Source organism: Devosia sp. XK-2, from assembly GCF_037113415.1.
Taxonomy (GTDB): Bacteria; Pseudomonadota; Alphaproteobacteria; order Rhizobiales; family Devosiaceae; genus Devosia.
Genome location: NZ_CP146608.1, coordinates 1078599 through 1105365, shown reverse-complemented (window position 1 = coordinate 1105365; position 26767 = coordinate 1078599). Strand labels below are relative to the sequence as shown.

The 26767-nt window shown below is 60.9% G+C and carries 26 protein-coding genes and 1 pseudogene; 9 read left to right on the top strand and 18 right to left on the bottom strand.

What is annotated here, in order from left to right; all coding sequences use genetic code 11:
- Positions 1–6 precede the first annotated feature (6 nt).
- From V8Z65_RS05335 to V8Z65_RS05310, 6 genes are all read right to left on the bottom strand, one after another.
- Positions 7–501: a GFA family protein gene (locus tag V8Z65_RS05335; protein ID WP_338723028.1), complete on the bottom strand. Its 495-nt coding sequence runs from the start codon at positions 499–501 to the stop codon at positions 7–9.
- Positions 501–974, bottom strand: coding sequence for a GFA family protein (locus V8Z65_RS05330; protein WP_338723027.1), 474 nt, complete (start codon positions 972–974; stop codon positions 501–503). Before V8Z65_RS05330 ends, V8Z65_RS05335 begins: the two co-directional genes overlap by 1 nt.
- Entirely contained in the window at positions 961–1344 is a 384-nt protein-coding gene (locus tag V8Z65_RS05325; RefSeq protein ID WP_338723026.1) for a VOC family protein, read from the bottom strand. Before V8Z65_RS05325 ends, V8Z65_RS05330 begins: the two co-directional genes overlap by 14 nt.
- A 66-nt stretch (positions 1345–1410) precedes the next feature.
- Positions 1411–2829 carry a cysteine--tRNA ligase gene (gene cysS / locus V8Z65_RS05320; protein WP_338723024.1) on the bottom strand — a complete coding sequence of 473 codons (1419 nt, stop codon included), beginning with the start codon at positions 2827–2829 and terminating at the stop codon, positions 1411–1413.
- A 253-nt stretch (positions 2830–3082) separates the two neighbouring features.
- Complete coding sequence (locus tag V8Z65_RS05315; RefSeq protein WP_338723022.1) at positions 3083–3532, bottom strand: cytochrome c; 450 nt, start codon at positions 3530–3532, stop codon at positions 3083–3085.
- 111 nt (positions 3533–3643) lie between these two features.
- Positions 3644–4651, bottom strand: a complete 1008-nt coding sequence (locus tag V8Z65_RS05310; RefSeq protein WP_338723021.1) for a fumarylacetoacetate hydrolase family protein — start codon at positions 4649–4651, stop codon at positions 3644–3646.
- A gap of 141 nt (positions 4652–4792) precedes the next feature.
- Between V8Z65_RS05310 and V8Z65_RS05305 the strand changes: the two genes are divergently transcribed.
- On the top strand, positions 4793–5932 hold the full coding sequence (locus tag V8Z65_RS05305; protein WP_338723020.1) for a DUF2865 domain-containing protein: 1140 nt from the start codon (positions 4793–4795) through the stop codon (positions 5930–5932).
- Here the strand turns inward: V8Z65_RS05305 and gltX are convergent.
- Together gltX and V8Z65_RS05295 are read right to left on the bottom strand one after the other, a co-directional pair.
- Positions 5877–7205: a glutamate--tRNA ligase gene (gltX, locus tag V8Z65_RS05300; protein ID WP_338723019.1), complete on the bottom strand. Its 1329-nt coding sequence runs from the start codon at positions 7203–7205 to the stop codon at positions 5877–5879. The genes V8Z65_RS05305 and gltX overlap by 56 nt on opposite strands.
- The gene (locus V8Z65_RS05295) at positions 7202–8869 is read right to left on the bottom strand and encodes an NAD+ synthase (RefSeq protein WP_338723018.1); all 1668 of its coding nucleotides are present in this window, start codon (positions 8867–8869) and stop codon (positions 7202–7204) included. Before V8Z65_RS05295 ends, gltX begins: the two co-directional genes overlap by 4 nt.
- Positions 8870–9112: 243 nt before the next feature.
- Here V8Z65_RS05295 and V8Z65_RS05290 point away from each other — a divergent pair, with 243 nt between their 5' ends.
- A complete protein-coding gene (locus V8Z65_RS05290; protein WP_338723017.1) occupies positions 9113–9538 on the top strand; it encodes a response regulator in 426 nt (141 codons plus the stop codon).
- Positions 9539–9573: 35 nt separating this feature from the next.
- On the opposite strand, the gene V8Z65_RS05285 is transcribed toward V8Z65_RS05290, so the two are convergent.
- The 5 genes from V8Z65_RS05285 to rpiA form a co-directional block, all read right to left on the bottom strand.
- On the bottom strand, positions 9574–11100 hold the full coding sequence (locus V8Z65_RS05285; RefSeq protein ID WP_338723016.1) for a PAS domain S-box protein: 1527 nt from the start codon (positions 11098–11100) through the stop codon (positions 9574–9576).
- A gap of 94 nt (positions 11101–11194) precedes the next feature.
- Positions 11195–12571: a 3-deoxy-7-phosphoheptulonate synthase class II gene (locus V8Z65_RS05280; protein ID WP_338723015.1), complete on the bottom strand. Its 1377-nt coding sequence runs from the start codon at positions 12569–12571 to the stop codon at positions 11195–11197.
- Positions 12572–12649: 78 nt separating this feature from the next.
- Entirely contained in the window at positions 12650–14023 is a 1374-nt protein-coding gene (gene gor / locus V8Z65_RS05275; protein ID WP_338723014.1) for a glutathione-disulfide reductase, read from the bottom strand.
- 234 nt (positions 14024–14257) lie between these two features.
- Positions 14258–14734, bottom strand: coding sequence for a DUF2059 domain-containing protein (locus V8Z65_RS05270; protein WP_338723013.1), 477 nt, complete (start codon positions 14732–14734; stop codon positions 14258–14260).
- A 71-nt stretch (positions 14735–14805) separates the two neighbouring features.
- Complete coding sequence (gene rpiA, locus V8Z65_RS05265) at positions 14806–15504, bottom strand: ribose-5-phosphate isomerase RpiA (protein WP_338723954.1); 699 nt, start codon at positions 15502–15504, stop codon at positions 14806–14808.
- 249 nt (positions 15505–15753) lie between these two features.
- Between rpiA and V8Z65_RS05260 the strand changes: the two genes are divergently transcribed.
- Both V8Z65_RS05260 and moaA read left to right on the top strand, forming a co-directional pair.
- Positions 15754–16344, top strand: coding sequence for a L,D-transpeptidase (locus V8Z65_RS05260; protein WP_338723012.1), 591 nt, complete (start codon positions 15754–15756; stop codon positions 16342–16344).
- A gap of 93 nt (positions 16345–16437) precedes the next feature.
- A complete protein-coding gene (moaA, locus tag V8Z65_RS05255) occupies positions 16438–17451 on the top strand; it encodes a GTP 3',8-cyclase MoaA (RefSeq protein ID WP_338723953.1) in 1014 nt (337 codons plus the stop codon).
- Here moaA and V8Z65_RS05250 read toward each other — a convergent pair.
- Both V8Z65_RS05250 and V8Z65_RS05245 read right to left on the bottom strand, forming a co-directional pair.
- Positions 17448–17855: a VOC family protein gene (locus V8Z65_RS05250; RefSeq protein WP_338723011.1), complete on the bottom strand. Its 408-nt coding sequence runs from the start codon at positions 17853–17855 to the stop codon at positions 17448–17450. The genes moaA and V8Z65_RS05250 overlap by 4 nt on opposite strands.
- A 9-nt stretch (positions 17856–17864) precedes the next feature.
- Positions 17865–18344 carry an Lrp/AsnC family transcriptional regulator gene (locus tag V8Z65_RS05245; RefSeq protein ID WP_338723010.1) on the bottom strand — a complete coding sequence of 160 codons (480 nt, stop codon included), beginning with the start codon at positions 18342–18344 and terminating at the stop codon, positions 17865–17867.
- A gap of 299 nt (positions 18345–18643) precedes the next feature.
- On the opposite strand from V8Z65_RS05245, the gene V8Z65_RS05240 reads away from it, so the two are divergent.
- Positions 18644–20176, top strand: coding sequence for a HAMP domain-containing sensor histidine kinase (locus tag V8Z65_RS05240; protein ID WP_338723009.1), 1533 nt, complete (start codon positions 18644–18646; stop codon positions 20174–20176).
- A gap of 71 nt (positions 20177–20247) precedes the next feature.
- The gene (locus tag V8Z65_RS05235; RefSeq protein WP_338723007.1) at positions 20248–20889 is read left to right on the top strand and encodes a DUF6683 family protein; all 642 of its coding nucleotides are present in this window, start codon (positions 20248–20250) and stop codon (positions 20887–20889) included.
- On the opposite strand, the gene cobT is transcribed toward V8Z65_RS05235, so the two are convergent.
- Positions 20886–21905, bottom strand: coding sequence for a nicotinate-nucleotide--dimethylbenzimidazole phosphoribosyltransferase (cobT, locus tag V8Z65_RS05230; protein ID WP_338723005.1), 1020 nt, complete (start codon positions 21903–21905; stop codon positions 20886–20888). The two genes, V8Z65_RS05235 and cobT, sit on opposite strands and share 4 nt — an antisense overlap.
- 64 nt (positions 21906–21969) lie before the next feature.
- Here cobT and V8Z65_RS05225 point away from each other — a divergent pair, with 64 nt between their 5' ends.
- Together V8Z65_RS05225 and V8Z65_RS05220 are read left to right on the top strand one after the other, a co-directional pair.
- A complete protein-coding gene (locus V8Z65_RS05225; RefSeq protein WP_338723003.1) occupies positions 21970–22821 on the top strand; it encodes an adenosylcobinamide-GDP ribazoletransferase in 852 nt (283 codons plus the stop codon).
- Positions 22822–22883: 62 nt separating this feature from the next.
- Positions 22884–23570, top strand: coding sequence for a TIGR02281 family clan AA aspartic protease (locus V8Z65_RS05220; protein ID WP_338723002.1), 687 nt, complete (start codon positions 22884–22886; stop codon positions 23568–23570).
- Between the two features lie 67 nt (positions 23571–23637).
- On the opposite strand, the gene V8Z65_RS05215 is transcribed toward V8Z65_RS05220, so the two are convergent.
- On the bottom strand, positions 23638–25341 hold the full coding sequence (locus V8Z65_RS05215; RefSeq protein WP_338723001.1) for an alpha/beta fold hydrolase: 1704 nt from the start codon (positions 25339–25341) through the stop codon (positions 23638–23640).
- 165 nt (positions 25342–25506) lie between these two features.
- Positions 25507–26499: a tRNA dihydrouridine(20/20a) synthase DusA gene (gene dusA / locus V8Z65_RS05210; RefSeq protein ID WP_338722999.1), complete on the bottom strand. Its 993-nt coding sequence runs from the start codon at positions 26497–26499 to the stop codon at positions 25507–25509.
- 47 nt (positions 26500–26546) lie between these two features.
- On the opposite strand from dusA, the pseudogene V8Z65_RS05205 reads away from it, so the two are divergent.
- A pseudogene (locus tag V8Z65_RS05205) lies at positions 26547–26747 on the top strand (pyocin activator PrtN family protein); the annotation flags it as partial.
- Positions 26748–26767 lie beyond the last annotated feature (20 nt).

Here is a 26767-nt window from a genome sequence, read left to right as displayed (position 1 = left end):
TCGGAACTACTGCTTTGGGGGCCAGGTGTCGGTGTCGTGATCGGGGTGCTGGTGCGAACTGGCCTGAATGGCGCTCCACCAAGCCTCGCGATCCGGCGCCTCAGTAATGCCGCCGTCTTCGATGGACGGCAGTGTCTCAAACCAGGGTACCCGGCTTTCATTGCCGGTGTTGGCGTGCGGCGGGAACAGTTCGGGATGATCGAGCGAACCGATGGTGAAATTGACGCGATTGCCGGTGGTATCGTCGTAGAAAAGTGGCGTGCCGCATTGGGCACAAAAACCGCGATCGACATGATCGGAAGACCGGAAACGGGCCGGGGCGCCACGCGTCCAGGTGATCGCTTCGCGCGGCGCGGCAACCAGCGCGGCAAAGATATTGCCAACGGCCTTCTGGCACATGCGGCAATGGCAGATGTGGGAATTGTCCATCATCTCGGTGGCATGATAGCGCACGGCGCCGCATTGGCAGCCGCCACTGACCTCCATTTTGTAGCGATCCATCAGCTCTCCTCCTTGATTGGCCAATCATTGGTATCGTGATCGGGGTGCTGGTTGGAATGGATGCCGGCCATGAAATCGCGCCATTCGTCGCTGACCTCGTGCCGCTCAGGCAGGCTGGTCAAACCATCAAAGAAGGGCAATTTGTCGGTGAGATTGACCTGAATTTGAGGGGCGGCGACGGTCGGATCGTCAAAAGCGCCGATGGCCAGTTCCAATCCGAAGCGGGTTTCGTAGGCGAGCGGGGTGCCACAATCGCCACAAAAAGCGCGACGGGCCGCATTGGAGCTTTGGAACCATTTGGGTTCGCCGCGGGTCCAGGTGGCGTTATGCGCTGTCACCAAGGGTCCGAAAAAGCCGCCAAAGGCCTTTTGGCACATGCGGCAATGGCAGATGGAAGGACGGCCGAGCCGAGTGACGCGGAATCGCACCGCGCCACACTGGCAGCCACCCGTATAAGCTTCAGCCTGGGGCATGACACACCACTTCGATATTGTTGCCATCGGGATCGATGACAAAGGCCGCGTAATAATTGGCGCTGTAGTGCTCGCGGAGGCCTGGCCCGCCATTGTCCTTACCGCCAGCGGCGACGGCCGCCGCGTAAAAAGCGTCGACCTCGCCCCGCGTTTCAGCGCGGAAGGCATAGTGCCGGCCAGGGCCCACTTCCCGGCTTTCGGTCAGCCAGAAGTCGGGGTGGTCCTTGCCATAGCCGCCCACCTTGAAGCCGCCGGTAAATTCTTCCGGCACCTGATTGAGCAAGGTTATGCCCAGTGGCCCAAAGATTGCGTCATAGAAGGCTTTAGCCTTGTTCCAGTCCGCGACGAGGATTCCGACGTGATCAAGCATGATTCCAACTCCGGTTTAGGGAGTGGGGATATGGGTCGAACCGGGTGACAGAGAGTGGCAGGAGGGTCACCGCTTGACCTCCCATTTCGTCTGACGCTGCCCAGCCTCGTCCTTGTAGTCCATCAGGGCGATGCCCTGTTCGGCCAGTTCGTTGCGGATAGCGTCGGCTTTGGCGAAGTCTTTGGCGTTGAGGGCATCGAGGCGAGCCGATATCCGGCTTTGAACTGCGTCGGTTTCGATCCCTTCACCCGAAAACCAACGCGTTGCCGTATCCGTTAGCAGACCCAGCAGGGCCGCGCTGGCCTTGAGCGAGCGCATGGCGGGCATGGACCCCTTGGCGGCCTCGACACGTAATTCATGCAGCGCCCGGACAGCTGCCGGAGTATTGAGGTCGTCATTGAGCGCGTCGACCATGTCAGCGCAGAAAAGTCCGCCTTCGGCCGACACGTCGCCCACGGCGCGATACCAGCCATTGAGCAAAGCCTCGGCCTCATCCAACCGCTTCACCGTGAAATCGATCGGTTCACGATAGTGCGTCATCAGCATGGCCAGGCGCAGGACCTCGCCGGGCCATTTGCGGCCGCCGAAGTCTTCGGTTTCGAGCAGTTGGTGGATGGTGAAGAAATTGCCCAGGGACTTGGACATTTTCTGGCCTTCCACCATGAGGAAGCCGTTATGTACCCAGACATTGGCCATGGCGTGTGAGCCGTGAGCGCAGCGGGACTGAGCGATTTCGTTCTCGTGGTGGGGGAAGATGAGATCCAACCCACCGCCGTGGATGTCGAAAGTCTCGCCCAGATAGCGCTCGGACATGGCCGAGCATTCGATATGCCAGCCGGGACGGCCGCGGCCCCAAGGGCTGTCCCAACCAGGTTCGTCGTCCGAAGACAGCTTCCAGAGCACAAAGTCCGCCGGGTTCTTCTTGTGCGCATCGACTGCGACGCGAGCGCCAGCGAGATTGTCTTCAAGGTTGCGGCCGGAAAGCTGGCCATAATCGGGCATCGACTGCACGTCAAACAGCACTTCGCCACCTGCCTCATAGGCATGGCCGCGCTGGATGAGCGAGGCGATCAGCTTTTGCATTTCGGCGATGTTTTCGGTGGCGCGTGGCTGGATCGTCGGCTCAAGGCAACCCAGCGCCGCAACGTCTTTCTGATATTGTGCCGCCGTGGTTTCGGTGACCTTGCGGATGGCTTCATTGAGCGGCAGATCGGGATGGTCGCGCAGGGCGCGAGCGTTGATCTTGTCGTCGACGTCGGTGATGTTGCGCACATAGGTGACGTTCTCGGCACCATAGATATGGCGCAGCATGCGGAACAGGAGATCGAAAACGATGGCGGCGCGACCATTGCCGATATGGGCAAAGTCATAGACCGTGGGACCGCAGGCATAGAGACGCACATCGACCTCGTCCATGGGCGTGAAGGGCGCCTTGGAACGCGTGAGCGTATTGTAGAGAGAAAGCTGCGGCTTTGCCGTGGTCATCGAAGGGTCCTGTCGGCCAGACAATATCGATCGCTCTGGCGGGAGAGCCTCTATCCACAGGATGCTATCGGGATGAAGAAGACCGCTCCGCCAACGCTTGGGTTAGCAGGTAATAATGCAGCCGGTAATGATGCATTTGATCTTCATGGCGCGGAGATTGGCCGGGCGCCGCCAATAAATCAAGCAAAAACAAAAAAGGGCGGTCCGAAGACCGCCCTATCGCTTTGGAGGCGAATTGTTTGGCGGGAGGCGGTCAGCTCCGGAACTGCTGGTGGCACTGGCCACAGGTGCCCATGAGCGTCTTCAGAGCCGCAGCATAGCCGGCTGCGTCGCCGGCCTCAGCGGCCGCAAGACCGGCCTCGGCAGCGGCCTGTCCTGTTTCAGCGATGGCGGTGAAGGCATCCCAGTTTTCCCAGATGGCCGGCAGGGCCTTGCTGCTGCCCACAATGGAGCCTTCGGGGAAGAGAGCGGGAATGTGGCTGTAATTGTCCCGCAGCGTTGTCATGGCGGCCACCGCCTCGGCGCCGGAGAGATTGCCCGCTACGCGCAGGATGCCGCCATCCTCTTTCATGAGTCCCTGGCGCATTTCGACTGCCTCCTCAGGGGTCGCTGGTGGTGTGAAGGCGTCCTGCGCGATTGCCGTAGCGACGCCGATGACTGCAAAGGCAGCTAAGGCAAGAGCGGTAACCTTACGGTTGAGCATCAAATGGTTCCCTCAAAGATGATGTTGCACCGAAGCGGGCCCCTCTTCCCGTCTGAGGCACGATTGCATGGCTTTGTGACGCCCCCAACGGGCACACGCGAATGTTATCGGCTAGTCCGACAGAAGCACGACAGATTGATCGATATCACCAAAAACCGAGCGGCCATCGCCGTTTACGGCGCCGATCCGGACCTGGTCACCAGGCTGCAGGAAAGGTGTACGCGCTCGGCCATATTTGGCCTTCTCTGCCGTGCGGGCTTCGGCAATGCACGCAAAGCCAATGCCGTCCGGCTTGAGGGGCAAGGTCTGGTCATGCGGATTTGACACCGTTCCGCCGCCAATAATGGTGCCCGCAGCGAGATAGCGCGTGCGCGCCGCCTCGACGATGAGGTCGGCGAAATCGAAATGCATGCCCACCCCGGCATTGGGGCGGCCATAAAGCTTGTCATTGACCTCGACGCGAATGGGCAGATGCAGGCGATTGTCCTGCCAATGGGCACCCAGGCTCGCTGGCGTGATGGCCACTGGCGCAAAGGCGGTCGAGGGCTTGGCATGGAAGAATCCGAAACCGTTCTGCAGGTCGTCAACAACCAGCCGGCGCAGGGAAACGTCGTTGAGCACGGTCACCAGCCGAATCGCGGCCGCTGCCTGTTCTCGGGTCGCGGCCATGGGCACCGGCCCGATGATCACGCCCACCTCGGCCTCGAAGTCCAACGCCAGATCGTCGGACGGGACCACGATCGGTGCGGTCGGAGCCGACAGCGAATCGGAGCCACCCTGGTAGAGCAACGGACGGATCGATTGCAGTTCCTCGTCTTTGCTACCTTTGAGAGACCGTACCCGTTCCAGATGGCTCATGTAGGCCGAGCCGTCGATCCACTGATAGGCGCGTGGCAGTGGCGCATGGGCGGATGTCGGATCGAATACCTGCCCGGCAATTTCCCCCGCATCGAGTTGTTGCGAAAGGGCCGTGAGGGCAGGCTCGGCATGCTGCCAATCGTCCAGCGCCGCCTGCAGGTTGGGCGCGATCCGCCCCGCAGATACGCAGCGCGAGAGATCGCTTGAGACGACCACAAGCTGGCCATCGGGGCGGCCATTGCGCAGGGTGGCAAGTTTCATGGGGCGGTCTCCTTGGTGGCGGTGTTGCGCGGACGCGCTACCGCTGGGCAAATCAGGCGGGTATAATGTTGCCACATGGCCTAGCGATCAATTAAGGGCGGCTGAACGCAGGCGGTTGCGACCCGCAGACGGGAAAATGGTGTGAACTTCAATTCTGTGCGGCTGCGGCCCTTCCTCCTTCTGATCCTTACGGCGTTGCTGCTGGCTCTTGACGTGCGGGCGGCCCATGCGCAGGCGGCGCAATGCGCGCAGCTGCAATCTGCGCTGGCCCAGTTCGACCGCAATAGCGACTTCCAGCGCATGGGAGGCGATTCCAATGCGGCGCGGCAATTGCAGCGGCAGGTGCAGCAGGCCGAGAGCCGTTATATTCGCGAGGGCTGCAATGACGATGCCCGGGCCGGGCGGGTTTTGACGCGCCAATGTCAGCTCATCGCAAGGGACGTGTTGAGCCTGAGAGATGATTATGCGCAGGTGAGCCAGGCGGTCGAGAACGCCAATGCCGTGGCCCAACAGCGCGAGGCCATCTTACAGGAAATGGCCCGCTTCGGCTGCAATGCGGGTTCCAGCGCCACCTTCACCCGCGAACGGCAGAATATTTTCAACCGCATTTTCGGGACGACGACCGAGAATGACTTCACCAATGGCGACTTTATCGATGGTGGCGATTATTGGGGCTATCAGGGCTATAATACGGTCCGCACCGTCTGCGTGCGGCTGAGCGACGGCTACTTCTGGCCCATCAGCTATGCCACCTTGCCCGACTATGTCGGCAATGACGCGATCAGCTGTCAGCAGATGTGTCCCAATACCGCGGTGGAGCTCTATTATTACAACAATCCGGGTGAGGAACCCGAGCAGATGCGCAGCATCAATGGCGTGCCCTATATGTCGCTGCCCAATGCCTTTGCCTATCGCAACGCCTTCGACAAATCGGCAAGCTGCAATGCGGCGCCTGTCGCCGATGGTTCTGTCACGGTTGTCGCCGCGGAGGATGGAAGCAACCGGGCCATGCTGGACATTAACGGCCTGCGCATTCCCATGCCCCTGCGCGATCCGCGAGGCGTTACCCCGGTGCAAGCGGCGCCAGTCGAACAGGTCGCCACCGTTGCACTGGCCGATGTCCCTCTGCCCCGTCCGCGCCCGGCGGGTCCGGGCGAAATCGCCCGCCAGCGCAGCGCGCCGGCCGAACCCGACTTGCGGATCGTCCGGCTGGGCGGGAAAAGTGTCAGGGTAGTCGGTCCAGACACGCCTTACGCCCAAGCAGGACAAGCAGGGACTTGAGTTCTGGGCCGTCATGGCGGCCTGTCAGCGCCAGCCTGAGCGGCATGAACAATGCCTTGCCCTTGCGGCCAGTGCTGGCCTTGAGCGCGTTGGTCCAATGGCTCCAGGTCGTGTCGTCCCAGGGTTCGGGCGGCAAAAGTGCCTTGGCCAGCGCCAGAAATTCGCGATCCTCTTCAGCGATGACTGGCTCGACAGGGCCGGTGACAAGCTTTGACCATTCCGCGATGTCGGGGAACTTGACGAGGTTCTCGCGCAGCAGCGTCCACATAGCCTCGCCTTCAAGGCCTAGCGCACTTAGCCGAGAGGCCGCCGCCTCATAGGGCATGGCATGGAGCATGCGGGCGTTGAGCGTATCGAGTTCGGCCGGGTCGAAGCGGGCCGAACCGTGCGAGATCATCGAAAAATCGAGCTTTTCGGCAATCGCGTCGAGGCTCTCATAGGGTTCGACCGAAAGGCTGGTGCCGGTAAGGGTCGCGACGATGGCGATGGCGATCGGCTCGTATCCCTCGGCGCGGAAATCTGCAATGGACTGACTGCCGAGACGCTTGGAGAAGCCCTGCCCCTGGGCATCCGTAAGCAGATTGTGATGGCCGAAAATCGGCGCCGAGGCGCCCAGCGCCTCGAATATCTCGATCTGCGTGCCGGTATTGGAGACGTGATCTTCGCCGCGAATGACATGGGTGATGCCCAGGTCGATATCGTCGACGACCGAGGGCAGCGTGTAGAGATAGGACCCATCGGCGCGGATGAGCACAGGGTCGGACATGGATGCGGTATTGACCGTCTGCGGTCCCTTGATGAGGTCGTCGAAATGTATCGGGCGGCCATCGAGCTTGAAGCGCCAATGGGGCGCGCGCCCTTCGGCTTCAAGCCGCGCGCGAGCTTCATCGGTCAGGTTGAGCGCGGCACGATCATAGATGGGCGGCTTGCCGAGGAGCCGGGCGCGGGCCCGCTTGCGGTCGAGTTCCTCCTCGGTCTCATAGCAGGGATAGAGACGACCGGCGGCGATCAGCCGCTCGCGGGCAGAGTCGTAAAGCGCAGTGCGCCCAGACTGACGGACCAAGAGGTCAGGTTTGACCCCGAGCCAGGCCAGATCGGCCTCGATACCATCAGCGAATTCGCGGGTGGAGCGCGCCAGATCGGTATCGTCCATGCGCAGCACATAGCGGCCGCCTTGGCGGCGAGCAAAGTACCAATTGAGCAGCGCGGGCCGGGCATTGCCCAGATGGATGCGACCGGTGGGGGACGGCGCCCAGCGAACGGTTACGCTCATCCGACTGTCCCATCCTTATAGCCGTTGGTGATAGGGTATTTGCGGCCCTGCCCGAAGGCGCGCGGGGTCAGCTTTGGGCCGGGCGCAGACTGGCGGCGTTTATATTCTGCGATATTGAGCAGACGCTCGATGCGCCTGACCAGGGCCGCATCGTGACCGCGCGCGACGATTTCGCCCAGAGCCATTTCCTCTTCGACAATGCAGGTCAGGATATCGTCCAGAACCGGATAGGGTGGCAGGCTGTCCTGATCTGTCTGGTCGGGGCGCAATTCGGCGCTGGGCGCCTTGTCGATGATCGATTGGGGGATGACCTCCCCTGCCCGACCAAGGCAGTCGCCGGGCACGTGCTTGTTGCGCCAAGCGGCCAGGGCATAGACATCCATTTTGAACATGTCCTTGAGCGGATTATAGCCGCCATTCATGTCGCCATAGATAGTGGCATAGCCAACGCCCATTTCGCTCTTGTTGCCGGTGGTCAGCAGCATAGAGCCAAGCTTGTTGGACACAGCCATGAGGATGGTGCCGCGCATGCGCGACTGGATGTTTTCCTCAGCAGTGTCGACAGGCCGATTGCCAAAAATGGGCTGGAGCTCGTTGACCGCATTGTCCACCGGATCACCGATAGCGACCACGTCGTAGCGCACGCCCAGGCGGTCAGCACAATCCTTGGCGTCGCGCAGGCTGGCCTCGGAGGTGTAGCGATAGGGCAGCATGATGGCGTGGACCTTTTCGGGCCCAAAGGCATCGGCGGCCATGGCCGCGACAACGGCACTATCGATGCCGCCCGAAAGGCCAAGCACCACATGGGAGAAGCCGTTCTTGTGGACATAGTCGCGCAGGCCCAGGACACAGGCGCGCCAAGGCGCCTCCTCGACCGAGGTCAGCTCCCGGACATGCCCATTGGTGCAGGTCCAGCCCTCTTCGCCGCGCACCCAGTCCGAAACGATGAAATCGGGTTCGAAAGACTTGCCCTGCAGCACCAATTTGTCGCCCGGCTCCATGGCGAAGGAGGCACCATCGAAGACCAATTCGTCCTGCCCGCCGACTTGGTTGAGATAGAGCATGGGGACACCATCCTCGGCCACGCGGGCGCGAACCAGATCCTTGCGGATATGCTGTTTATTGGTCCAATAGGGCGAACCATTGGGGCATAGCATGATCTCGGCGCCACGCATGGCCAAATGCTCGCAGACAGCCGCATGCCAGATATCTTCGCAGATCGGAATACCGACCGAGACGCCCTTGATAGTGACGGGCAATGGCAGCGGGCCGGGCTCGAAATAGCGCTTCTCGTAGAAGACATCGCTATTGGGCAGTTCGCGCTTGTAGCGCAGGGCGGTGATCTCGCCATTTTCCGCTACCAGAACGGCATTATGCAGTCCAGTCACATCGAGCCAGATGGTGGGTAGCACGAGCACCACATCCGTGCCCTTGGTGTCCGCAACCAGATCACGCGCAGCGGCCACAGCGTCCTTCACGAATTGATGCTTAAACAGCAGATCGTCCGGGAAATAGCCGGTCAGGAACAGCTCGGAGAGCATCAGAATGTCCGCGCCCGCTGATTTGGCATCATCAAGAGCCTTGCGGGCCAATGCCAGATTGCCGGAAAGATCACCGACTTTTGGATTGAGTTGGGCAAGCGCGATGCGGAGTTGGTCGGTCACGTGGAACTGGCCTGGGTGCGGAAAACAGGACCATCCAGCTGCAGGCCGGATGCGGCGCAAGGATTAGCCGCTCACCCCTGCCAGAGCAAGCGGGGCAATCACTTCTTGCCCCGTGGTAGGGGTTTGGCGAGACATTGCACCCAGAATCGCACATCAATTCCTGCCGGAGACGCAACCAAACCGCCGTTTGCGTATTCCAGGTAGACCATTACTATTTAGTATCGTGCCTGAAGACTGCTTGAGATGACCTATCGAATTCTGATTGTCGAAGACGAGATTTTCGTCGCGGCCGAAATTGAGGACGTCGTTGCCGACATGGGCCATGTGCCGGTGGCAATTGCGGCCGACCAGAAAACGGCGCTCGCTCATGCAAATCAGGCCGATATCGCCCTGGTGGACCTCAATCTGCGCGACGGCCCAACCGGAACGACAATCGGCAGGATGTTGGCGCAAACCCACGGTGTCACAGTCGTGTTCATTACGGCCAATCCTTCGCAATTGGGCGACGGAGTGCCGGGCACTTTGGGTGTGCTGACCAAGCCCGCAAATGATCGAGACATTCGGGATGTTGTTTCGTTTGCAGTGGCCAAGAGGGCCGAAAAAGACGCGAAACCTCCGGCTCGCATGAAACTGTTCGACTGGGGCGGGCCGATGTCGTTCGCACACTAGCTCGGATAGGGCGCCGTCCGCGATCGAAGCCAGACCTAGCTGAGCGGCGCTGACGACAAGCGCGACGACCGGTCGAGCGCGTCCGGAGGCACAACGACGTAGACGACAAGACCGTCGGCATTCCATTCGCGCCGTAAAGTGCCTCGCATTTGCCCCTCAACAGACAGGCTCACAAGCCGCGAACCAAAGCCGCCCGGCCTGTCCGGTGTGGCGACCGTCGGCCCGCCCTGTTCGCGCCACGTCAGGTGATAGCCGTCATCGCCCTTTCGTCCCGAAATTTCGATCGTACCGTCCTGTGTGCTCAAGGCGCCGTATTTGGCGGCATTTGTCGCAAGTTCGTGAAATAGCAGGGCCAATGGCGTCGCCGCAGCGTCATCGACCAGGGCGTCGTCCCCAATGAACCGGATGCGCGACAATCCCTCTGAGTTCTCGCTATAGGCTCGCATGAGCCGCTCAATCAGAGCCGAAAGCTTTCCTTGGCCCGATGCGCCGCGCGCCGTGTAATTCTGTGGCCGTACAAAATCGTGCGCTTCGCCAAGGGCGTAAATACGTTGGCGCAACTGATCCGCAAATGGCTTGGCATCCGGATCATCACGTGCTGACAAAGCGATAATGCCGTTGAGGACGGCGAAAATGTTCTTGATGCGGTGGCTGAGCTCCTGAGCCACCAGTTCTCGTTCCTGAGCAGCCAGGCGCGATTCATGGATGTCGGTGCAGGTGCCAATCCAGCGCACGATCCTGGAATCCGCATCGCGAATGGGCAGCGCTCGCCCCAGTGTCCATCTGTATTCGCCGCTATGGTGTCGAAGCCGATATTCGATCTGATAGGGTTCGCCGGTGGCTAAAGAGTGGCGCCATTGCTGCCAAGCCCGCGCCTGGTCATCCTGATGAAACATGCCGTTCCATCCCTCGCCGTCCGTCGACCCAACCGGCACGCCTGTATATTCGTACCAGCGCGCATTGTAGTAGTCGTGGTGCCCGTCGGGACGGGTCGACCACACCATTTGCGGCACGGCGTCGGCCAAGGTGCGGAACTGCAGCTCGCTCTCCGCCAATGCGCGTTCCGCAAGCAGGCGATCTGTTGTCTCGTGTACGATGCACAAGGTGCCCATTGATTGTCCGCTATCACCAACAATGGGGCTGTAGTGCAGATCCATCCAGCCCGATTCGAGCCGCCCGTGACGGTTTAGAACAAGCTCCTGATCATGTAGAACCCAGGCCTCACCGCGCAGTCCCCGTTCGATATTGGTCCGATTGAAATCGGCGATTTCAGGCCACGCCTCCAAGGCAGGCATGCCGAATATGGCGGGATGCCTTTGGCCGGCAAACTTTGCGTAGGCGTCATTGTAAAGGAGAATGCCTGACTGGCCGACCAACATGACCATGGGCGTCGAGGCAACCATGATCGTGCGGACGCCACCCTTGAGGCTCTCGGACCAGCCCGGGATTGGGCCCAGCTCGTTCTTCGACCAGTCGAACTCGTTGAAGAGTTTTACTGTTGGGTCTTTTTCCAGATGATAGCGAAGTTCAGGCGAAGCATTAGGAAATAGCGAGTTCGGCATGGACCACTCAGATTGATCGCGACGCTACCGAGACAAGCTGTTTGATGCGCGCCGAGATCATCTAACGCGCAACTCACGATTTGGTTCAAATCAATTATTCGCCCGCGAGGCGACTTTCGCGCGGCGGCTTTTGGGCGTGAACCTCCTCAGCGACGAGGAAGGCTAGTTCCAGCGCCTGACTGGCATTGAGACGCGGGTCGCAATAGGTGTTGTAGCGGTCCGAAAGCGTGGCCTCGGTGACCGCGGAAACGCCTCCGACGCATTCTGTCACGTCATCACCGGTCATTTCGATATGCACACCGCCGGCATAGCTGCCCATTTCGCGATGCACCTCGAAGAAATTCTTCACTTCCGCCAGCACCCGGTCGAAGGGACGAGTCTTGAAGCCAGTCGATGCCTTGATGGTATTGCCATGCATCGGGTCGCAGCACCACACAACGGTACGGCCGGCCTTCTGAACAGTCTCGATCAGACGCGGCAGATGCTCATGCACCTTGTCGGCGCCGAAACGCGAAATCAGGGTGATACGGCCGGCTTCGTCGGTGGGGTTCAACCGGTCGAGCAAGCGCAACAGATCGTCATTGGCGAGGCTGGGGCCACATTTGATGCCAATAGGATTGTTGATGCCTGCGAAATATTCGACATGGGCCTCATCCGGATTGCGCGTGCGATCGCCGATCCAAAGCATGTGGCCTGAGGTGGCGTACCAGTTATTGGTGATCGAATCCCGGCGCGTCAGCGCCTCTTCATAGCCCAGCAGCAGGGCTTCGTGGCTGGTGTAGAAGCTCGTCTGCTTGAGAGCGGGCGTGTTCTCGGGATTGATGCCGAGCGCCGACATGAAGGTGATGGCGTCGTCGATGCGACGGGCCACTTCCTCAAAGCGTGCATCCCAGCTCGACCCTTTCATGAAACCCATGGTCCATTCATGGATGCGGGTCAGCTCCGCATAGCCGCCCATCGAGAAGGCGCGCAGCAGGTTCAGCGTGGCCGCCGACTGGCGATAGGCCATCAGCAGGCGATTGGGATCGGGCAGACGGGCCGCTTCGGTAAAGGCAATGTCGTTGATGATATCGCCGCGGTAGGACGGCAGTTCGATGCCGTCGATGGTCTCGGTATCGGCCGAACGCGGCTTGGCGAACTGGCCGGCCACGCGACCAACCTTGACCACGGGCTTGGACGCGCCATGGGTCAGCACTACCGCCATCTGCAGAAAGACGCGGAAGAAGTCGCGGATATGATCGGCGCCGTGTTCAGCAAAGCTCTCGGCGCAATCGCCGCCCTGCAGCAGGAAAGCCTCGCCACGAGCAACAGAGGCCAACCGGGATTTCAGCTCGCGCGCCTCGCCAGCAAAGACAAGCGGGGGAAAGCTTGCCAATTGGCGCTCGGCGTCTTCAAGCGCAGCCGGATCGGGATAGGCCGGCACCTGCCTGATCGGCTTGTTGCGCCAGGAGCTGGGGGTCCAGGTGGTCATTGTCAGTCTCGCTTCACGCCGGGCACGGCTAATGCGGGCGCTCTAGCAAGCCAGAGCGCCCATGCCAAGGAGAAAGGCTCAGACCCGCTTGCCGTCACGATAGACGTAGGTGGGGGCCTTGAAGGTTACGAGCTCCTCGGCGGCGGAGGGATGCAGGGCAATAGTGCGGTCGAAATCGGCCTTGGTGGCGCCCATGCCCACGGCAATACCAACGAGCTGGATCATCTCGGCGGCGCCAGGACCCAGTAGATGAACGCCGAGCACCCTGCCCTCGTCCTTTTCGGTGATGAGCTTGAGAACCATGCGCTCGGTCCGGTCGGACAAGGTGTTCTGCATCGGGCGGAACCGGGCGACATAGACATCGATGTCGTCATGGGTCGCGGCTTCCGCCTCGGTGAGGCCGACCGTGCCGATCTCCGGCTCGGCAAAGACGGCCGTGGGGATCAGCGAGTGATCAACCTTGAGCGGATTGTCATTGAACACTGTCTCAGCAAAGTACCAGCCTTCGCGAATTGCCACGGGGGTAAGCTGGGCGCGATTGGTGACATCGCCGACCGCGTAAATGGAGGGTACCGAGGTCTGCGAATATTCGTCCACGGCAATCGAGCCGTGCTCCGTCAGCTTCACGCCGGCGGCCTCCAGACCCAGATCCGCAATATTGGGGCGGCGGCCGGTGGCGAACATAACGGCGCCAAAGGGCGCTGACACGCCATCGCTGAAGGTGACTGTAATATCATCCCCGGTCTTGGCCAGCGATTTGACGTTGGTCTGATAGATGAGACGAATGCCCCGCTCGGTAAGGCCCGCTTCGAGCCCACGGCGCATGTCTTCGTCAAAGCCGCGCAAGATGCAATCGCCGCGATAGATGATCGTCGTATTGACGCCCAGGCCGGCGAAAATGGTGGCAAACTCCACCGCGATATAGCCGCCACCCTCGATCAGGATCGAATGCGGCAATTTCGGCAGATCGAAAGCTTCATTGGAGGTGATGCCCAATTCCGCGCCGGGAATATCGGGAATGAACGGGTGCGCACCGGTGGCGACAAGGAGATATCTGGCGCTCAGTTCGCGCCCGTCACGGACGAGGCGAATGCCGTTGGGACCGGTGACAACGGCGCGGTCGCGGATGATTTCGACGCCGGGCTTTTCAAGATTGCTGGCATAGGCATGCTCAAGCCGCGTGATTTCCTTTTCCTTGGCGGCAACCAGCGTGGGCCAATCGAAACTGGCGTCGACCTGCCAGCCAAAGCTCTCGGCCACATCGAACTGGTCGCGGAACCGAGCGGCATAGACATAGAGCTTTTTGGGCACACAACCGCGGATAACGCAGGTGCCGCCGACGCGGAACTCCTCGACGATGGCCACTTTGGCGCCGTAGGTTGCCGCCATCCGCGCGGCCCGTACGCCACCAGAGCCGGCTCCGATGACGATAAGATCGTAGTCAAAATCCATTCAAGCCCCCTGCGCGATTGTTCGCATGACAGCACATCAATGCCTTCATCGTCTAATACCGATGAATATGGGACGCGCTTCGCATAAAAAAAGACCCCGCACAAGGCGGGGCCCTTATCCGAGAGGCTGTCGCTCCTGGAGCGAAAAGCGTTCCGATTGCATCGGAACGCCGCTTTCTATTTGTCGTTGCGGTGTTTTTGCGGAAAACCGCTACCCACTTTTCCGCGCGCCGCTTTAGAGCTCGACGCCGTTGTCACGCAGTTCGGCGCGCACCTTGGCGAAGAATTCGGTCCGCAGATTGTTGGTGTAAACCTGCAGGACGCGGCGAATGTCCTGGTTCAGATCGGAATTGGCCTGAGCAAGCTTCTGACCGACCGGAGACTCGTAAAAGGCAACGATCTCGGTCAGTTCCTCAAGGCTGAAATAGACGGCGTAGACGCGGGCAAACTGGTCGAGCAGTTCGCCTTTGCGGCCATTATATTCCTTGATCACTTCCCCGATGGCATCGCTGGTCTGCTGCTGAATTTCGGGATTCTGAGTGACGATCTGGCGCAAGGTATCGATGCCGATTTCCACCACCGTGGTCTCAAAAACAGCGCCACGATCAGTCAGATCAATATATTTACGCGCCATGGCAAGCTGCTCGGGGGCAACTTCCTGGGCCATGACCGGCGCCACGGCGCCAACAGTGCCGGCGATGAATGCGGCCATTACCATGGCCTTGGCGCCCTTTGCCCAGTTTCGATTTGTCCAGAATGCCATCTTGTCTCGTCCCACGCTGGTCATTTGCCCTTGAGAAGTGTTTCTACGCCATTCGGCGTTGCCACATAAGCCTTGCGGCACATTTTGAGGAATAGTCCATGCTGGACGACGCCCGGAATGTCCAGCAGCTCGTTTGAGAGCGCTTCTGGCTGCGAAATGCGGCCAAAAAAAGCATCAAGGATGAGATGTCCCCCATCGGTGATGAAGGGCTCGCCGGCCGCTGTTACCCGCATTTTGAGCTCGCCCTGCGCGTGGTGACGTTTCATCACCGCTGCAATGGCATGCCGGGTCGCTCCCAGTCCGAAACGGTTGACCTCCACCGGAAGGGGGAAGCGGCCCAGCGCTTCAACGATCTTGGAGCTGTCGGCAATCACGATCATGGCATCGGAGGCCGCAGCTACAATCTTTTCGCGCAGCAATGCGCCGCCACCGCCCTTGATGAGATTGAGTGCGGGATCGATCTCGTCGGCACCATCGACCGTCAGGTCCAGACGATCGAGCGTGTCCAGATCCGACAGGGGAATACCGCATTCCCGCGCCTGCTTCGCCGTCGCCTCCGAGGTCGGAACGCCAACGATGTCGAGCCCCTGTGCCACGCGCTCGCCAAGCAGATCGACAAAATGGCGGGCGGTCGATCCGGTGCCCAGCCCCAGCTTCATCCCGGAGGTTATTTCGGCGACCGCACGGGCCGCGGCCTCGCGCTTCAGTGTTTCGCTCATCTGGTTCATCCTCGGCCAATGCCGGGCGGTTTGGCAGGGGCTCGCCTGCAAAGTCAAGCAGGCAAAAATATCGCATTGAGGGATTGGTAACCCGCAGGTGTAACCGACTGGCAACACAATATGGCGATGATGGGCCATCTATGGCGAAAACGGGGCAGCACCCTTCCAGCCAAATACGAGACCGAGTAAGTAGCGCAAATCGTCGCGGGCGCGAATCAGGCCAGCGCATTTGAGAGGCCAAGTGGAAGCATGAGCATCATCAGAATTGCATTGGCGATCAGCATGGCGGTATTGCTGTCTTTAAGCACAGTGCTGACGTCCAGTGCGGCTTTGTGGTATAATCCCGATACCAATCAGTTCGAAGAACGCTCCGCGAGCGGCAACCGCAGCGGCGGCAGTCCGATCCGCAAGCAGATCGTGGACTATTCGACCAATTACAAGCCCGGTACGATTGTCATCGAGACCAGCGAGCGCCGGCTTTACCTGGTGCTGGAAGATGGCAAGGCGATGAAATACGGCATTGGCGTTGGCCGTGACGGCTTCCGCTGGTCCGGCACCCATCGCATTACCCGCAAGGCGGAGTGGCCGGGCTGGACGCCACCGCCGGCCATGCGCAAGCGCGTTCCCGACCTGCCGGCCTATATGCCGGGCGGTCCGGATAATCCGCTCGGTGCCCGCGCCCTCTATATCGGCTCCACCCTCTATCGCGTGCATGGCACGTCCGAACCCTGGTCGATCGGCCAGGCGGTGTCCTCGGGCTGCATCCGCCTGACCAATGACGACGTCACCGATCTCTATGAGCGCGTAAAGGTCGGCGCCCTGATCGTCGTCCGGCACTGAACGGAAACAAGTTTTGTAAGAAGAGCCGCCAAATTGGCGGCTCTTTTCTTTTGTGCGCTTTGCCTGGCCGCGCCGGCCCGCTACACTGCGCCCATGACCGTCTCGTCCACTCCACAGCGCCCCCTGATCGACAGCTTTGGCCGACGCATTTCCTATTTGCGTATTTCGGTGACGGATCGGTGCGATTTCCGCTGTGTCTATTGCATGGCCGAAGACATGACGTTCCTGCCCAAGAAGGACATTCTGAGCTTTGAGGAAGTGGAGGCCATCGCCAATGCCTTCATTACCAGGGGAACCACCAAGATCCGGCTGACCGGCGGCGAACCGCTGGTTCGGCGCGATATCATGGCCCTGGTGCGCAGCCTGGGTGGGCGCATCGGCAATGGCCTGGACGAATTGACTATCACCACCAATGGCAGCCAGTTGCAAAAGCATGCCGACGGGCTGTTCGCGGCCGGCGTTCGGCGGATCAATGTTTCGCTGGACACGCTCGACGAGGCCCGCTTCGCCCAGATAACCCGACGCGGACGTTTGGGCGATGTGCTTGCCGGCATCGGCGCCGCCCAGGCGGCGGGGTTAGCTGTGAAGATCAACATGGTGGCCATGCGCGGCGTCAATGACGACGAGATCGAGACCATGATGGAATGGGCCCATGGCGGCGGCATGGGCCTGACGCTGATCGAGGGCATGCCGCTGGGCGAGGTGGGCATTGACCGGGTGGACACCTATCTGCCGCTGCGCGAACTGCATGACAGGCTCTCTCAGCGCTATGGCTTTACCAAGCTGGACAAGCGTACCGGCGGGCCTGCCCGCTATGTGCATGTGGCAGAAACGGGCGGCACGCTGGGCTTTATCACGCCCATGAGCCACAATTTCTGCGAAAGCTGCAATCGTGTTCGTCTGACGGCGACCGGCCAGCTTTTCCTCTGTCTTGGGCAGGATGATCAGGTCAATCTGCGCGACGCCTGGCGAAACGGCGGGCCAGCGGCGCTGGACGCGGCGCTCGATCACGCCATGATCATCAAGCCCAAGGGGCATGACTTCATACTGGACCGGACGCATGACGCACCGGCAGTGGCTCGTCATATGAGCGTTACCGGCGGCTAAGCCACTCTTTGCGGAGCGCGCTCGATCAATTCGACCAGAACGCCATCCGGGTCCCGGACGAAGGCGACACGGCGGATCATTTCGGGATTATAGGCGTCGCGCGGCGCCTCGGCGATTTCGACGCCCGCCTGGGCAAGCATTTCAATCATCTCATCGACATTGTCATAGGCCAAGGTCAGATGGCGCATCCCCGCCTCTGACATGGGCACATCGCGAAACCGCCCTGCTCCGCCCTTGGGTGCCACCACTTCGAGCATGCCGCCGCCAGCATCGAGAAATGCCAGCTCGCCGCCCTCATTGGGCTTACGCAGGACAAGATGCAGGCCCAGAAGGCCACAATAGAAGGCGATGGTGCGGTCCATATCGCCCGACGTCATCCCGATATGCTCAAAGCCGAGCAGCATGGACGATGCCTATTTGTCGTCGTCGGAGATGATCGCGAAATCGAGCGGCAAGGCGGTGGTATATTTGATCTGGCCCATGGCGAAGGCCGAGCTGACATCGGTCAAATTAATCTTGCCGATCAAGCGCTTATAGAAGGCGTCGTAGGCGCCGATATCAGGCACGACAACGCGCATAAGATAGTCGACATCGCCGCTCATGCGATAGAATTCCACCACTTCGGGGAATTCATCGATGACACCGGAAAATTTGCGCATCCAGGCGTCGTTGTGCTCATTGGTTTTGACCGAGACAAAAACGGTCACGCCCACATTGACCTTTGCCGGATCGAGCACGGCGACGCGGCGCTGGATGATCCCGTCTTCTTCCATCTTCTGGATACGCCGCCAGCAAGGCGTCGTGCTGAGGCCAACCTTACGGCCGATCTCGGCCACGGGCATGGTCGCATCCTTCTGCAGAAGGGTCAGGATTTTCCGGTCAATCTTGTCCAATGCCATTTCGAGCCTTTGAAATCAGATTTTACGTCGAGCGCATTTTGCAGCCGCGCGCACCACCACAACTGCCATACCAGCGAGGATGGCGCAATATTATTGCTCATTGCAATTGATCGAAAGTTGCAGGCCTTACTTAACCCTGTCTCGCGCCGTTGAGCCAGCGCTATCTTTGCGGCCAGGCACAATGGCGCGAAACACGGGACAATCGCGCGACGATTTCATCCCCTGTTAACCACGGCGCCCCTAAGGTTCGACGGTGAGCGTCGCGAGCGCGTTCTTGTTCGCATCATTGAGTAATGAGTAAGTTTTCCATGTCGGTCCACGACACCAGTGTCCGTGCACGCCCCGGACGCGACGGCAAGCGAACAGCACAGAAAGCGGTGCTCGAAGCCCGCCAGCGGCTGACGTCGAGCTCAGGCACGCGGGCTGACTTCGATTTCGAACTCATGCATGACTATGCCGATTCCCGCATCGGGGCGGCGCTGCCCATGGCAGCAATTGTCTGCATTCTGGCCATTGTGGCCAGTTTCTGGGTCCCGATCATGGTCACCGCGATTTGGGCGGGCCTGGTGATCACCAGCCTTCTGGTGGTCGTGGTGACGGCGCGGCGTTTCAAGGGCACCGACCCGGCCAAGTTCAATGCAGCACGCTGGACTACCAAATTCGTTGCTGCCGAAAGCATCGGGGGTGTGGCCCTCTCGCTTCTGGCCCTCTTTACCTTTGTGACTGACCCCGAAGCGTTGGCGCCGGTGATGTTCGCCATGGTGCTGGTCAGTATCGCCAGCAATGCCATTGCCACTCATACCCTGCCCCCGGCCACGCTGATGAGCACGTTGCCCGTCACGATCACCGTATCGATCTCGCTGATCGCGCTGGGCGGGACGCTCAATTATACGCTGGCGGCGGTGGCCATCTGTGGCGAGATATTTTTCGTCTATCTCGCCCGGCAATTGCATCACTCCGAACTCGAAACGATCAGCCATCAGGCCGAGAAGGACACGCTGATCTATGAGCTGGAAGAAGCGCGCAACATGTCCGACGAGGCCCGGCGGCATGCCGAGCAGGCCAATATCGCCAAGAGCCAGTTTCTGGCAACGATGAGCCACGAATTGCGCACGCCGCTCAACGCCATTATCGGGTTTTCCGAGGTGCTCAAATCCGAGTTGTTGGGGCCGCACCAGGTGCCGCAATATAAGGAATATGCTGGCGACATTCACGCCAGCGGCCAGCATCTGCTCAACCTCATCAACGAACTGCTCGATCTCAGCCGTATCGAGGCGGGCAAATATGAACTCAATGAAGAAGTCGTCTCGCTGGTCGATATCGCCGCCGACTGCCGCCGGATGATGGAGCTGCGCGCCAAATCCAAGAATATCGACCTGGTCTTCAGCGTCGGCGACAATCTGCCAAAGATCTGGGGCGACGAACGTGCCATTCGCCAGGTGGTGCTGAACCTTTTGTCCAACGCGATCAAGTTCACCCCGCAACAGGGCAAGGTCGTGCTGGTGGTGCAGCGCAGCGGCGATGGCGGGCAGCTCATCTCGGTCAAGGACAATGGTCCGGGCATTCCCGAAAGCGAGATCGAGACGGTTCTGTCGTCTTTCGGTCAGGGCTCGCTGGCGCAAAAAACGGCAGAGCAAGGCGCCGGGCTCGGCCTGCCGATCGTCCAGAAAATCATGGATCTGCACCAGGGCCGCTTCGACCTTTACTCCAAACTCCGCTTCGGCACCGAAGTGATCGCAACCTTCCCGCGTGCCCGGGTGATGGATGCGCTGGCGCCGGTGGTTGAAAAGCGCAACAAGCTCGAGATCTATTCGGAAGCCGGCTGAAGGACGCTGCCTGGCTCGCCTGCCGAATTTTCGCCGTGATCGCGGTGAGGATCGAACGCCCCGGAGGGCCGATGACCATACGCGCGATTCTGACTGCCGTTCTGCTGTTTGCGGTGCCCGCAGGGGCGGTCGCGCAGGACGTGGCACCCCAGGCCGGCGATGCGGCCGGAGCGCTTTTCGACACCAGCTACCGGCCGTCTCCGACCTTGTCGGCTCGAATACAGCGCGAATTTCTGTCGAGCGTCCGTTGGTCTGCGGGCGCGGACGCCCGCGACCGCCTGCTGGCGGCTTTTTCCGAACGGTCTCCAACCGAAATCTGGCAGGAGCTCGTCGCGCCCGATGGCCTGACGACCAATAATGTGACCGACGCGCTGACCGCCTACTGGATCCTCAACTGGGTCGCGGCCAATGGCGCCTATTCCCTCGAGATCGACAGCCGCCCCGTCCAGAAGCAGTTGGCCGAAGCCTTCGCCAATGATGCCAATTTTCGTGCATTGAACGATCAGCAGCGCCAGGAGATGGCTGAGGGTTACATTCTCAATTTCCTGGTTGAGCATGCTGCGCTCAATGTGGCGCTGGAGCAGCAGGACGTGGAGACTCTCACCCGGCTTGGCACTGCGGCGGTGCGGCGGTTCCGGAACCAGATGAAGATTGACCTGCTCTCGGTTGTGCCGGGGCCCGAGGGTTTCGTGGCCAAGCATATAACGGATTAGGCGGACTTTCCGCTGACGGCGGCGCTTTGGAAGGTCGCCATATTGTTGTGCAGGTGCAGGGCCGTCTTGGCCATGACCGCGGCAAGAGCCGCGCCACTGCCCTCGCCCAGCCGCATGCCCAGATCGAGCAGACCGGTCTGCCCCATACGGGCCAGCACATCGGCGTGGGCGCCTTCGGTCGAGACGTGGGCGAACAGGCAGTGATTGATGGCCGCGGGATTGATGGCATGAGCAATCGCAGCAGCCGCCGTGGCCACATAGCCGTCGATAATGACGGGCACTTTCTGGTGGCGAGCGGCGACCAGTGCGCCCAGCATGGCACAGATTTCGCGGCCGCCGAGGTGGGCCAGGATGGCCAGCGGGTGATCGAGCGCGCTGCGATGGAGCGCCAGGGCGCGATCAACGGCGTCGGCTTTGCGCTTGAAGCCTTCGTCATCGACGCCGGTGCCGCGGCCGACCCAATCGGCGCCATTTCCACCATATAGGGCCGCATATATGGCCGCAGCAATGGTGGTATTGCCGATGCCCATTTCACCCAGGCAGATCAGATCGGGTTTTCCGGCAACCGCCTCCATGCCATAGGCGATGGTGGCCGCGCACATTTGGTCGTCGAGAGCCGGTTCCTGCGTGATGTCGCCGGTCGGCAGTTCCAGCGCCAGTTCAAAGACGCGCAGATTGATCTCGTGCAGCCCGCAGATCTGCGAAATGGCCGCGCCGCCATTGGTGAAATTGGCAACCATCTGTGCGGTCACTTCGCGCGGGAAGGCAGAAACGCCCTGATCGGTCACGCCGTGATTACCGGCAAAGATCGTCACCATGGGATTATCGAGACGCGGCTTGGCGCGATGCTGCCAGCGGGCCAGGAACTCGACCAGATATTCGAGCTGGCCCAGAGAGCCGGGCGGCTTGGTCAGTTGAGCGTCTCGTTCACGTATCGCCTCGACGGCCTTCTCATCGCCATCGGGCACGGCCACGAGCAGTTCGACAATGTCGGCGAAGACGGGATTGAGTGGCATGGCAGGTCCGGCGCGATATGGTAGGAAGGCGGGGTCTTGTTGCCCATAACGGAGCGAAAAGCAATTGACCCAGGAGCGGGCGGAATCCGGCGCAGGTGACCGGATAGACGATAGCAGCCGCGACACCTATCGCCCGACGCCAGCCGGGCGCAGCCTGGGCCTCAAGCACGATATGATCATGGCGCTGCGGTTCTTTTCCCGCTTGCCGACCGGGGAGACGCCCCATGAAAAGCCCGAACTGGGGCGAATGGCCATGGCGCTGCCCTTCGCCTCAGTCATCATGGGCATTGGCCCGGTCGCGCTTTTGGGGGGCACATGGCTGGGCCTGCCAGGCTATTTTGCGGCGGCCCTGGCTGTCGCCGCCATGGTCATGGTGGGGGGCGGCATGATGGAGGACGCGCTGGCCGACGCCGCGGACGGGCTGTTCGGGGGCTCGACGCCCGAACGCCGCCTCGAAATTTTGAAGGACAGCCGCCATGGCACATTTGGCGTGGCGGCGCTATGCCTGTTTCTGGTGCTCCGTGTCACCGCCATTGGCGGCATTGCAGCGCTGAACCCGCTGGCGGCGGCAGGGCTATGGCTGGCGGCCAATATTGCCGGGCGGTCCGGCGCATTGTGGGTAGCCGTTGCCCTACCCCCGGCGCGCGCCGATGGCGCATCGGCCACCGCGGGTGCGTTGCCCGCCTCACGTTTCGCAATCGGCGCCGTATTGGCGCTGCTGCTGGTTTTCGTGATTGGCGCACCGGCTTCGAGCCTATTGGGCGTCATCGCCGCCGTATTGGCGGTGGGGCTGGTCGTGTGGGGCTGGACAGCACTTTGCCGCGCGCTGGTGGGCGGACAAACCGGCGACCTGATCGGGGCCGCGGCGGGCCTTGGGGAAATCGCCGCGCTCACCGTTCTGCTCATCTTCGCCTGACGCCTTGAAATTGACGCGGCGGCGCCCTTAATCCTGAAGATAGGCAAGAGGGCAGCAGGCACATGATTTTTATCGGCATCGCGTTGATCGTCGCCGCGGGTATCGTGCTGCTGATCAGCGCCGATGCCGGCAGCCTTATTGGCCTGACACAGATGCAGACGGCCCAATTGATGCCGCTGCTTGTGCTGCTCATCATCTTTGCAGGCGGGCTGTTTACGCGCCGCCATCGGGCCTCCGAGCTGCTTGGCGGCCTGATGCTGTGGGCGGGTCTTTTTGGCGTGGCGATGGTCACCTATGCCTATCGCGATGAACTGCTGGGGGTGGTCGGGCGCGTTGCCGGCGAGTTTCAACCCAGCGTCGCGCTCGTGGACAGCGAAGCGGGCACGGCGACCTTCCGGCGTGGCATGAGCGGACATTTCGAGGTCAATGCTTCGATCAATGGCCATACAACGCCGATGATCTTCGACACCGGCGCCAGCGCCATCGTGCTGACCATTGCCGATGCGCAGGCGGCGGGCGTCAATGTCGAGGGGCTGCGCTATACCGTGCCGGTTTCGACTGCCAATGGTCGCGGGCTGGCCGCCCGGGCGCGGCTGGACAGTGTCGAGGTGGGCGGCATTGCCCGGCGCAATCTAACCGCCTTCGTGGCCGCTGAGGGTGCGTTGGACACCAGCCTGCTCGGCATGACGTTTCTAGAAACACTCAGCCGCTACTCGGTAACGCAGAACTCGCTCGAACTGGTCGACTAGTCACGGCGCGCGCCAATAAAAAGGGCCGGTCGCAGGACCGGCCCTTTCCGTCTCGTCAGATTGCCGATCAGCTAACGGCGAACTGAATCGCCTGACTGCTCACAATGTACCAGGTGACAAACAGCGCGTTGATGAACGCGCCCGGTAGATAGCTGCCAGTGCGCCGCCAGGCGAAGGTCGAAAGGAACGCGACGATAGCCAGGAGCGGCACGAACTGCATGCCGATCACGGTGTTTAACGGCTCGTTGGCGCTGAACAGGTGGCCCGTGAACAGCAGCGTGAGATATTGCAGGCCCATAAAGAGGATGAAGCCCACGATCATCACCGCCACGTTGGACAGGTATTGAGCCAGGCGGCTATCGGTGCGCACCGAAAGGCCTGTGTGAAGGCCACGCAGGGCGAGGACGAAATAGACGGTGAACGGCACCAGGTAGACAAGCGCGATCTTGGTGCGGACGAGGTCGAGCGGCTTGAGTGCCACCACCCAGAAGCGGAAGTCCACCTTGAACAGGAAATCGGTGGCGATAACGGCAATATAGCCAATGCCCACAGTGGCCAGGGCGATCAGGACTGATCCCCAGATATCACCGCGGCCCTCGACCTTGTCGCCTTTGAACACAAAGCCCAGAGCGAAGATGATGAGACCGTTGAGGACCGCCCAGAGCGCAACCTGACTGGTAAAGCTTTGCGGCAGGATGGCGGAGGCCGGGAAGACCAGCGTGGCCCAGTAGAAGAACGGATAATAGGTCAATACCGGGATGAGGGTGGCGAGTGCGAAATGCAGCCACCATTTGCCGCTGCGCTTGGCATAGGCGGTGCCGGCGGGCTCCTTGCGCAGATGGGCGAAGGCCTGGCTGCGCAGCAGCATGTCAAAGGCACCGGCCAGCAGCACAACAAAGCCAATTAGCGCGATCAGCGTGCCAATTTCCTTCCAGAGCCAGATCTGGTCACCGGGCGGGATGGGCTGAGCGCCTTCCAGGGTCTGGTCGAACCAGGCAATGGCGTCGCCAATGGCCTCGGTCGAGAAGTGATCGCCCGGGTGGGTGGTATTGGGCTGGTGCAGGATGCGGGCGGTGCCGTCTTCGATGGAACCATAGACCTGGCCAACCACGACGGGTTCGGTGACGCCGAAAGCCGTCTGCAGTTTTGCGCTCTCGGGCATGTCCTGGGCGCGTTCGACGCCCCACATGAAGCCGGAAAACTCGTCGAACTTGGAGAAGACGACGGCCAGGTTGCGCGGCCAGGTGGTGTCGCCTTCCTTGGCGAAGGGTGCGCCGGTGCTGGAGCCTTCCAGCACGATTGCCTTGTATCCGTCCGGCATGGCGGCCGCAGCGGCAAGGACCGTCCAGCCACCCATGGAATGGCCTTCAAGGCCGATATTGTCGGTATCAACGAAATCGAGCGAGCGCAGATAGGCCAATCCTCCTGGACCGCCAAAGCCATTGGCGAAGGCCGGGGCATCGGAATAGCCGTGCCCGCCCTGATCGAGCGCCAGCACGACATAGCCGCGGCGGGCAAATTCGATGGCGAACCCATCCTGGGTCTCGCGGCTGTTGAAGTAGCCATGCACGGCCAGGATGGCCGGCGCTTTGTTTTCGGCGGAGACGCCGGGCGGCACATAGAGCAGGCCGCTCAGGACCTGGCCATTCTCGCCGTTAAAGCGGAGATCGCGAATGGTGATGCCGCCAGAAGTCTGGATGAAATGCGCAAGCAGTGCGCCAAGCAGGATGATGACCCATCCCGCATGAAACAGACGATTTCGTATTTTCATTTGAGAAGCTCCCCCAGCGCTGCTGAACCGATTCAGCAGCTCATATGAGGCTCGCTTATACCATATGGCGAAACAAAACGAAACAAAACGAAAGCACTATTCACATGACACAATGGGGCAATGCCGGCGTCGGCGCCGACAATTGATGGTGTAGGAGAGGACGGTTCAGACCGCGGCAGGAAGCGGGGTTCGCTCGACCGCGTCGAGGGCGCGCGCAAAAACCTCGGGCCCCGCATTGGGCCGGCAGGCATCCACGCTCATGATCTGGCGGAATTGACGCGCGCCCGGACGCCCGTTTGCGAGGCCGAGCATGTGCCGGGCAATGGCATTGAGCCGGGCGCCCTGGCGCTGCTGAGCCTCGGCATAGTCAGCCATGGCAGCCATGATAGCGGCCAGATCGGGCACCGCCCTTGTGTCGCCGAAGAAGCGCGCATCCACCTCGGCCAACAGCATGGGATTGTGGTAGGCGGCGCGACCAAGCATGACGCCATCCATATGCCCCAGATGCTCGGCTGCTGCCTCCAGCGTTTCAATACCGCCATTGATCATGGTGGGGAGCGGCGCAAGACGCGCACCAAGCCGATAGACACGCGGATAATCGAGCGGAGGAATGGTGCGATTTTCCTTGGGGCTCAGACCCTTGAGCCAGGCCTTGCGGGCATGCACATAAAGCGCATCGACACCGGCGGAAACCATGGTATCGGCGAAGCGGTCCAGGCTTTCCTCAGTATCCTGGTCGTCGATACCGATGCGACACTTGACCGTTACGGGACGGTCGGTGGCGTCGCGCATGGCGCGTACGCAATCGGCCACCAATTCCGGTTCGGCCATGAGGCAAGCGCCGAAGCGCCCCGATTGCACCCTATCGGAGGGGCAGCCGACATTGAGATTGATCTCGTCGTAACCGAAGCTCTCCGCAATGCGACAGGCCTCGGCCAGTTCGGCCGGGTCCGAACCGCCCAATTGCAAGGCAACGGGATGCTCGACATCGTCAAAGCGCAGGTGGCGTTCAGCGTCCCCATGCACAATGGCGCCGGAATTGACCATTTCGGTAAATAGCAGGCTGTGGCGCGTGAGCAGGCGATGCAGGAACCGGCAATGCCGGTCCGTCCAGTCCATCATGGGCGCGACGGAGAATTTCCTATTTCTAGCAATCATTTATCTACGGCGAGATTGTACGAGCTGGCACGGTCGGCCTCTGTGGTATGCGGACTCATTTTCATTCAACTTCAGCGTGCAGACCGCAATATCCCACTCGACAGGTCCGTCGCGATTTCTTTGCCCACCGGACACTCCCGAAATTTCTCCGCAAGCTCGGTTCAGGCGACGTAGCCTTGCTGGTCATGCCAATAGAAACAAGTCAAAAATGTGCCAAGGCTATCTATTTGCAGGATTTGGCGGACCACCTTGATCGGTCATCCCGCCC

Bases quoted from the DNA above. Each gene is read 5' to 3' on its own strand.
- V8Z65_RS05335 (WP_338723028.1), bottom strand. From the start codon at position 501: ATGGATCGCTACAAAATGGAGGTCAGTGGCGGCTGCCAATGCGGCGCC.
- V8Z65_RS05330 (WP_338723027.1), bottom strand. From the start codon at position 974: ATGCCCCAGGCTGAAGCTTATACGGGTGGCTGCCAGTGTGGCGCGGTG.
- V8Z65_RS05325 (WP_338723026.1), bottom strand. From the start codon at position 1,344: ATGCTTGATCACGTCGGAATCCTCGTCGCGGACTGGAACAAGGCTAAA.
- cysS (WP_338723024.1), bottom strand. From the start codon at position 2,829: ATGACCACGGCAAAGCCGCAGCTTTCTCTCTACAATACGCTCACGCGT.
- V8Z65_RS05315 (WP_338723022.1), bottom strand. From the start codon at position 3,532: ATGCTCAACCGTAAGGTTACCGCTCTTGCCTTAGCTGCCTTTGCAGTC.
- V8Z65_RS05310 (WP_338723021.1), bottom strand. From the start codon at position 4,651: ATGAAACTTGCCACCCTGCGCAATGGCCGCCCCGATGGCCAGCTTGTG.
- gltX (WP_338723019.1), bottom strand. From the start codon at position 7,205: ATGAGCGTAACCGTTCGCTGGGCGCCGTCCCCCACCGGTCGCATCCAT.
- V8Z65_RS05290 (WP_338723017.1), top strand. From the start codon at position 9,113: ATGACCTATCGAATTCTGATTGTCGAAGACGAGATTTTCGTCGCGGCC.
- V8Z65_RS05285 (WP_338723016.1), bottom strand. From the start codon at position 11,100: ATGCCGAACTCGCTATTTCCTAATGCTTCGCCTGAACTTCGCTATCAT.
- V8Z65_RS05280 (WP_338723015.1), bottom strand. From the start codon at position 12,571: ATGACCACCTGGACCCCCAGCTCCTGGCGCAACAAGCCGATCAGGCAG.
- gor (WP_338723014.1), bottom strand. From the start codon at position 14,023: ATGGATTTTGACTACGATCTTATCGTCATCGGAGCCGGCTCTGGTGGC.
- V8Z65_RS05270 (WP_338723013.1), bottom strand. From the start codon at position 14,734: ATGGCCGCATTCATCGCCGGCACTGTTGGCGCCGTGGCGCCGGTCATG.
- rpiA (WP_338723954.1), bottom strand. From the start codon at position 15,504: ATGAGCGAAACACTGAAGCGCGAGGCCGCGGCCCGTGCGGTCGCCGAA.
- V8Z65_RS05260 (WP_338723012.1), top strand. From the start codon at position 15,754: ATGAGCATCATCAGAATTGCATTGGCGATCAGCATGGCGGTATTGCTG.
- moaA (WP_338723953.1), top strand. From the start codon at position 16,438: ATGACCGTCTCGTCCACTCCACAGCGCCCCCTGATCGACAGCTTTGGC.
- V8Z65_RS05250 (WP_338723011.1), bottom strand. From the start codon at position 17,855: ATGCTGCTCGGCTTTGAGCATATCGGGATGACGTCGGGCGATATGGAC.
- V8Z65_RS05240 (WP_338723009.1), top strand. From the start codon at position 18,644: ATGAGTAAGTTTTCCATGTCGGTCCACGACACCAGTGTCCGTGCACGC.
- V8Z65_RS05235 (WP_338723007.1), top strand. From the start codon at position 20,248: ATGACCATACGCGCGATTCTGACTGCCGTTCTGCTGTTTGCGGTGCCC.
- cobT (WP_338723005.1), bottom strand. From the start codon at position 21,905: ATGCCACTCAATCCCGTCTTCGCCGACATTGTCGAACTGCTCGTGGCC.
- V8Z65_RS05220 (WP_338723002.1), top strand. From the start codon at position 22,884: ATGATTTTTATCGGCATCGCGTTGATCGTCGCCGCGGGTATCGTGCTG.
- V8Z65_RS05215 (WP_338723001.1), bottom strand. From the start codon at position 25,341: ATGAAAATACGAAATCGTCTGTTTCATGCGGGATGGGTCATCATCCTG.
- dusA (WP_338722999.1), bottom strand. From the start codon at position 26,499: ATGATTGCTAGAAATAGGAAATTCTCCGTCGCGCCCATGATGGACTGG.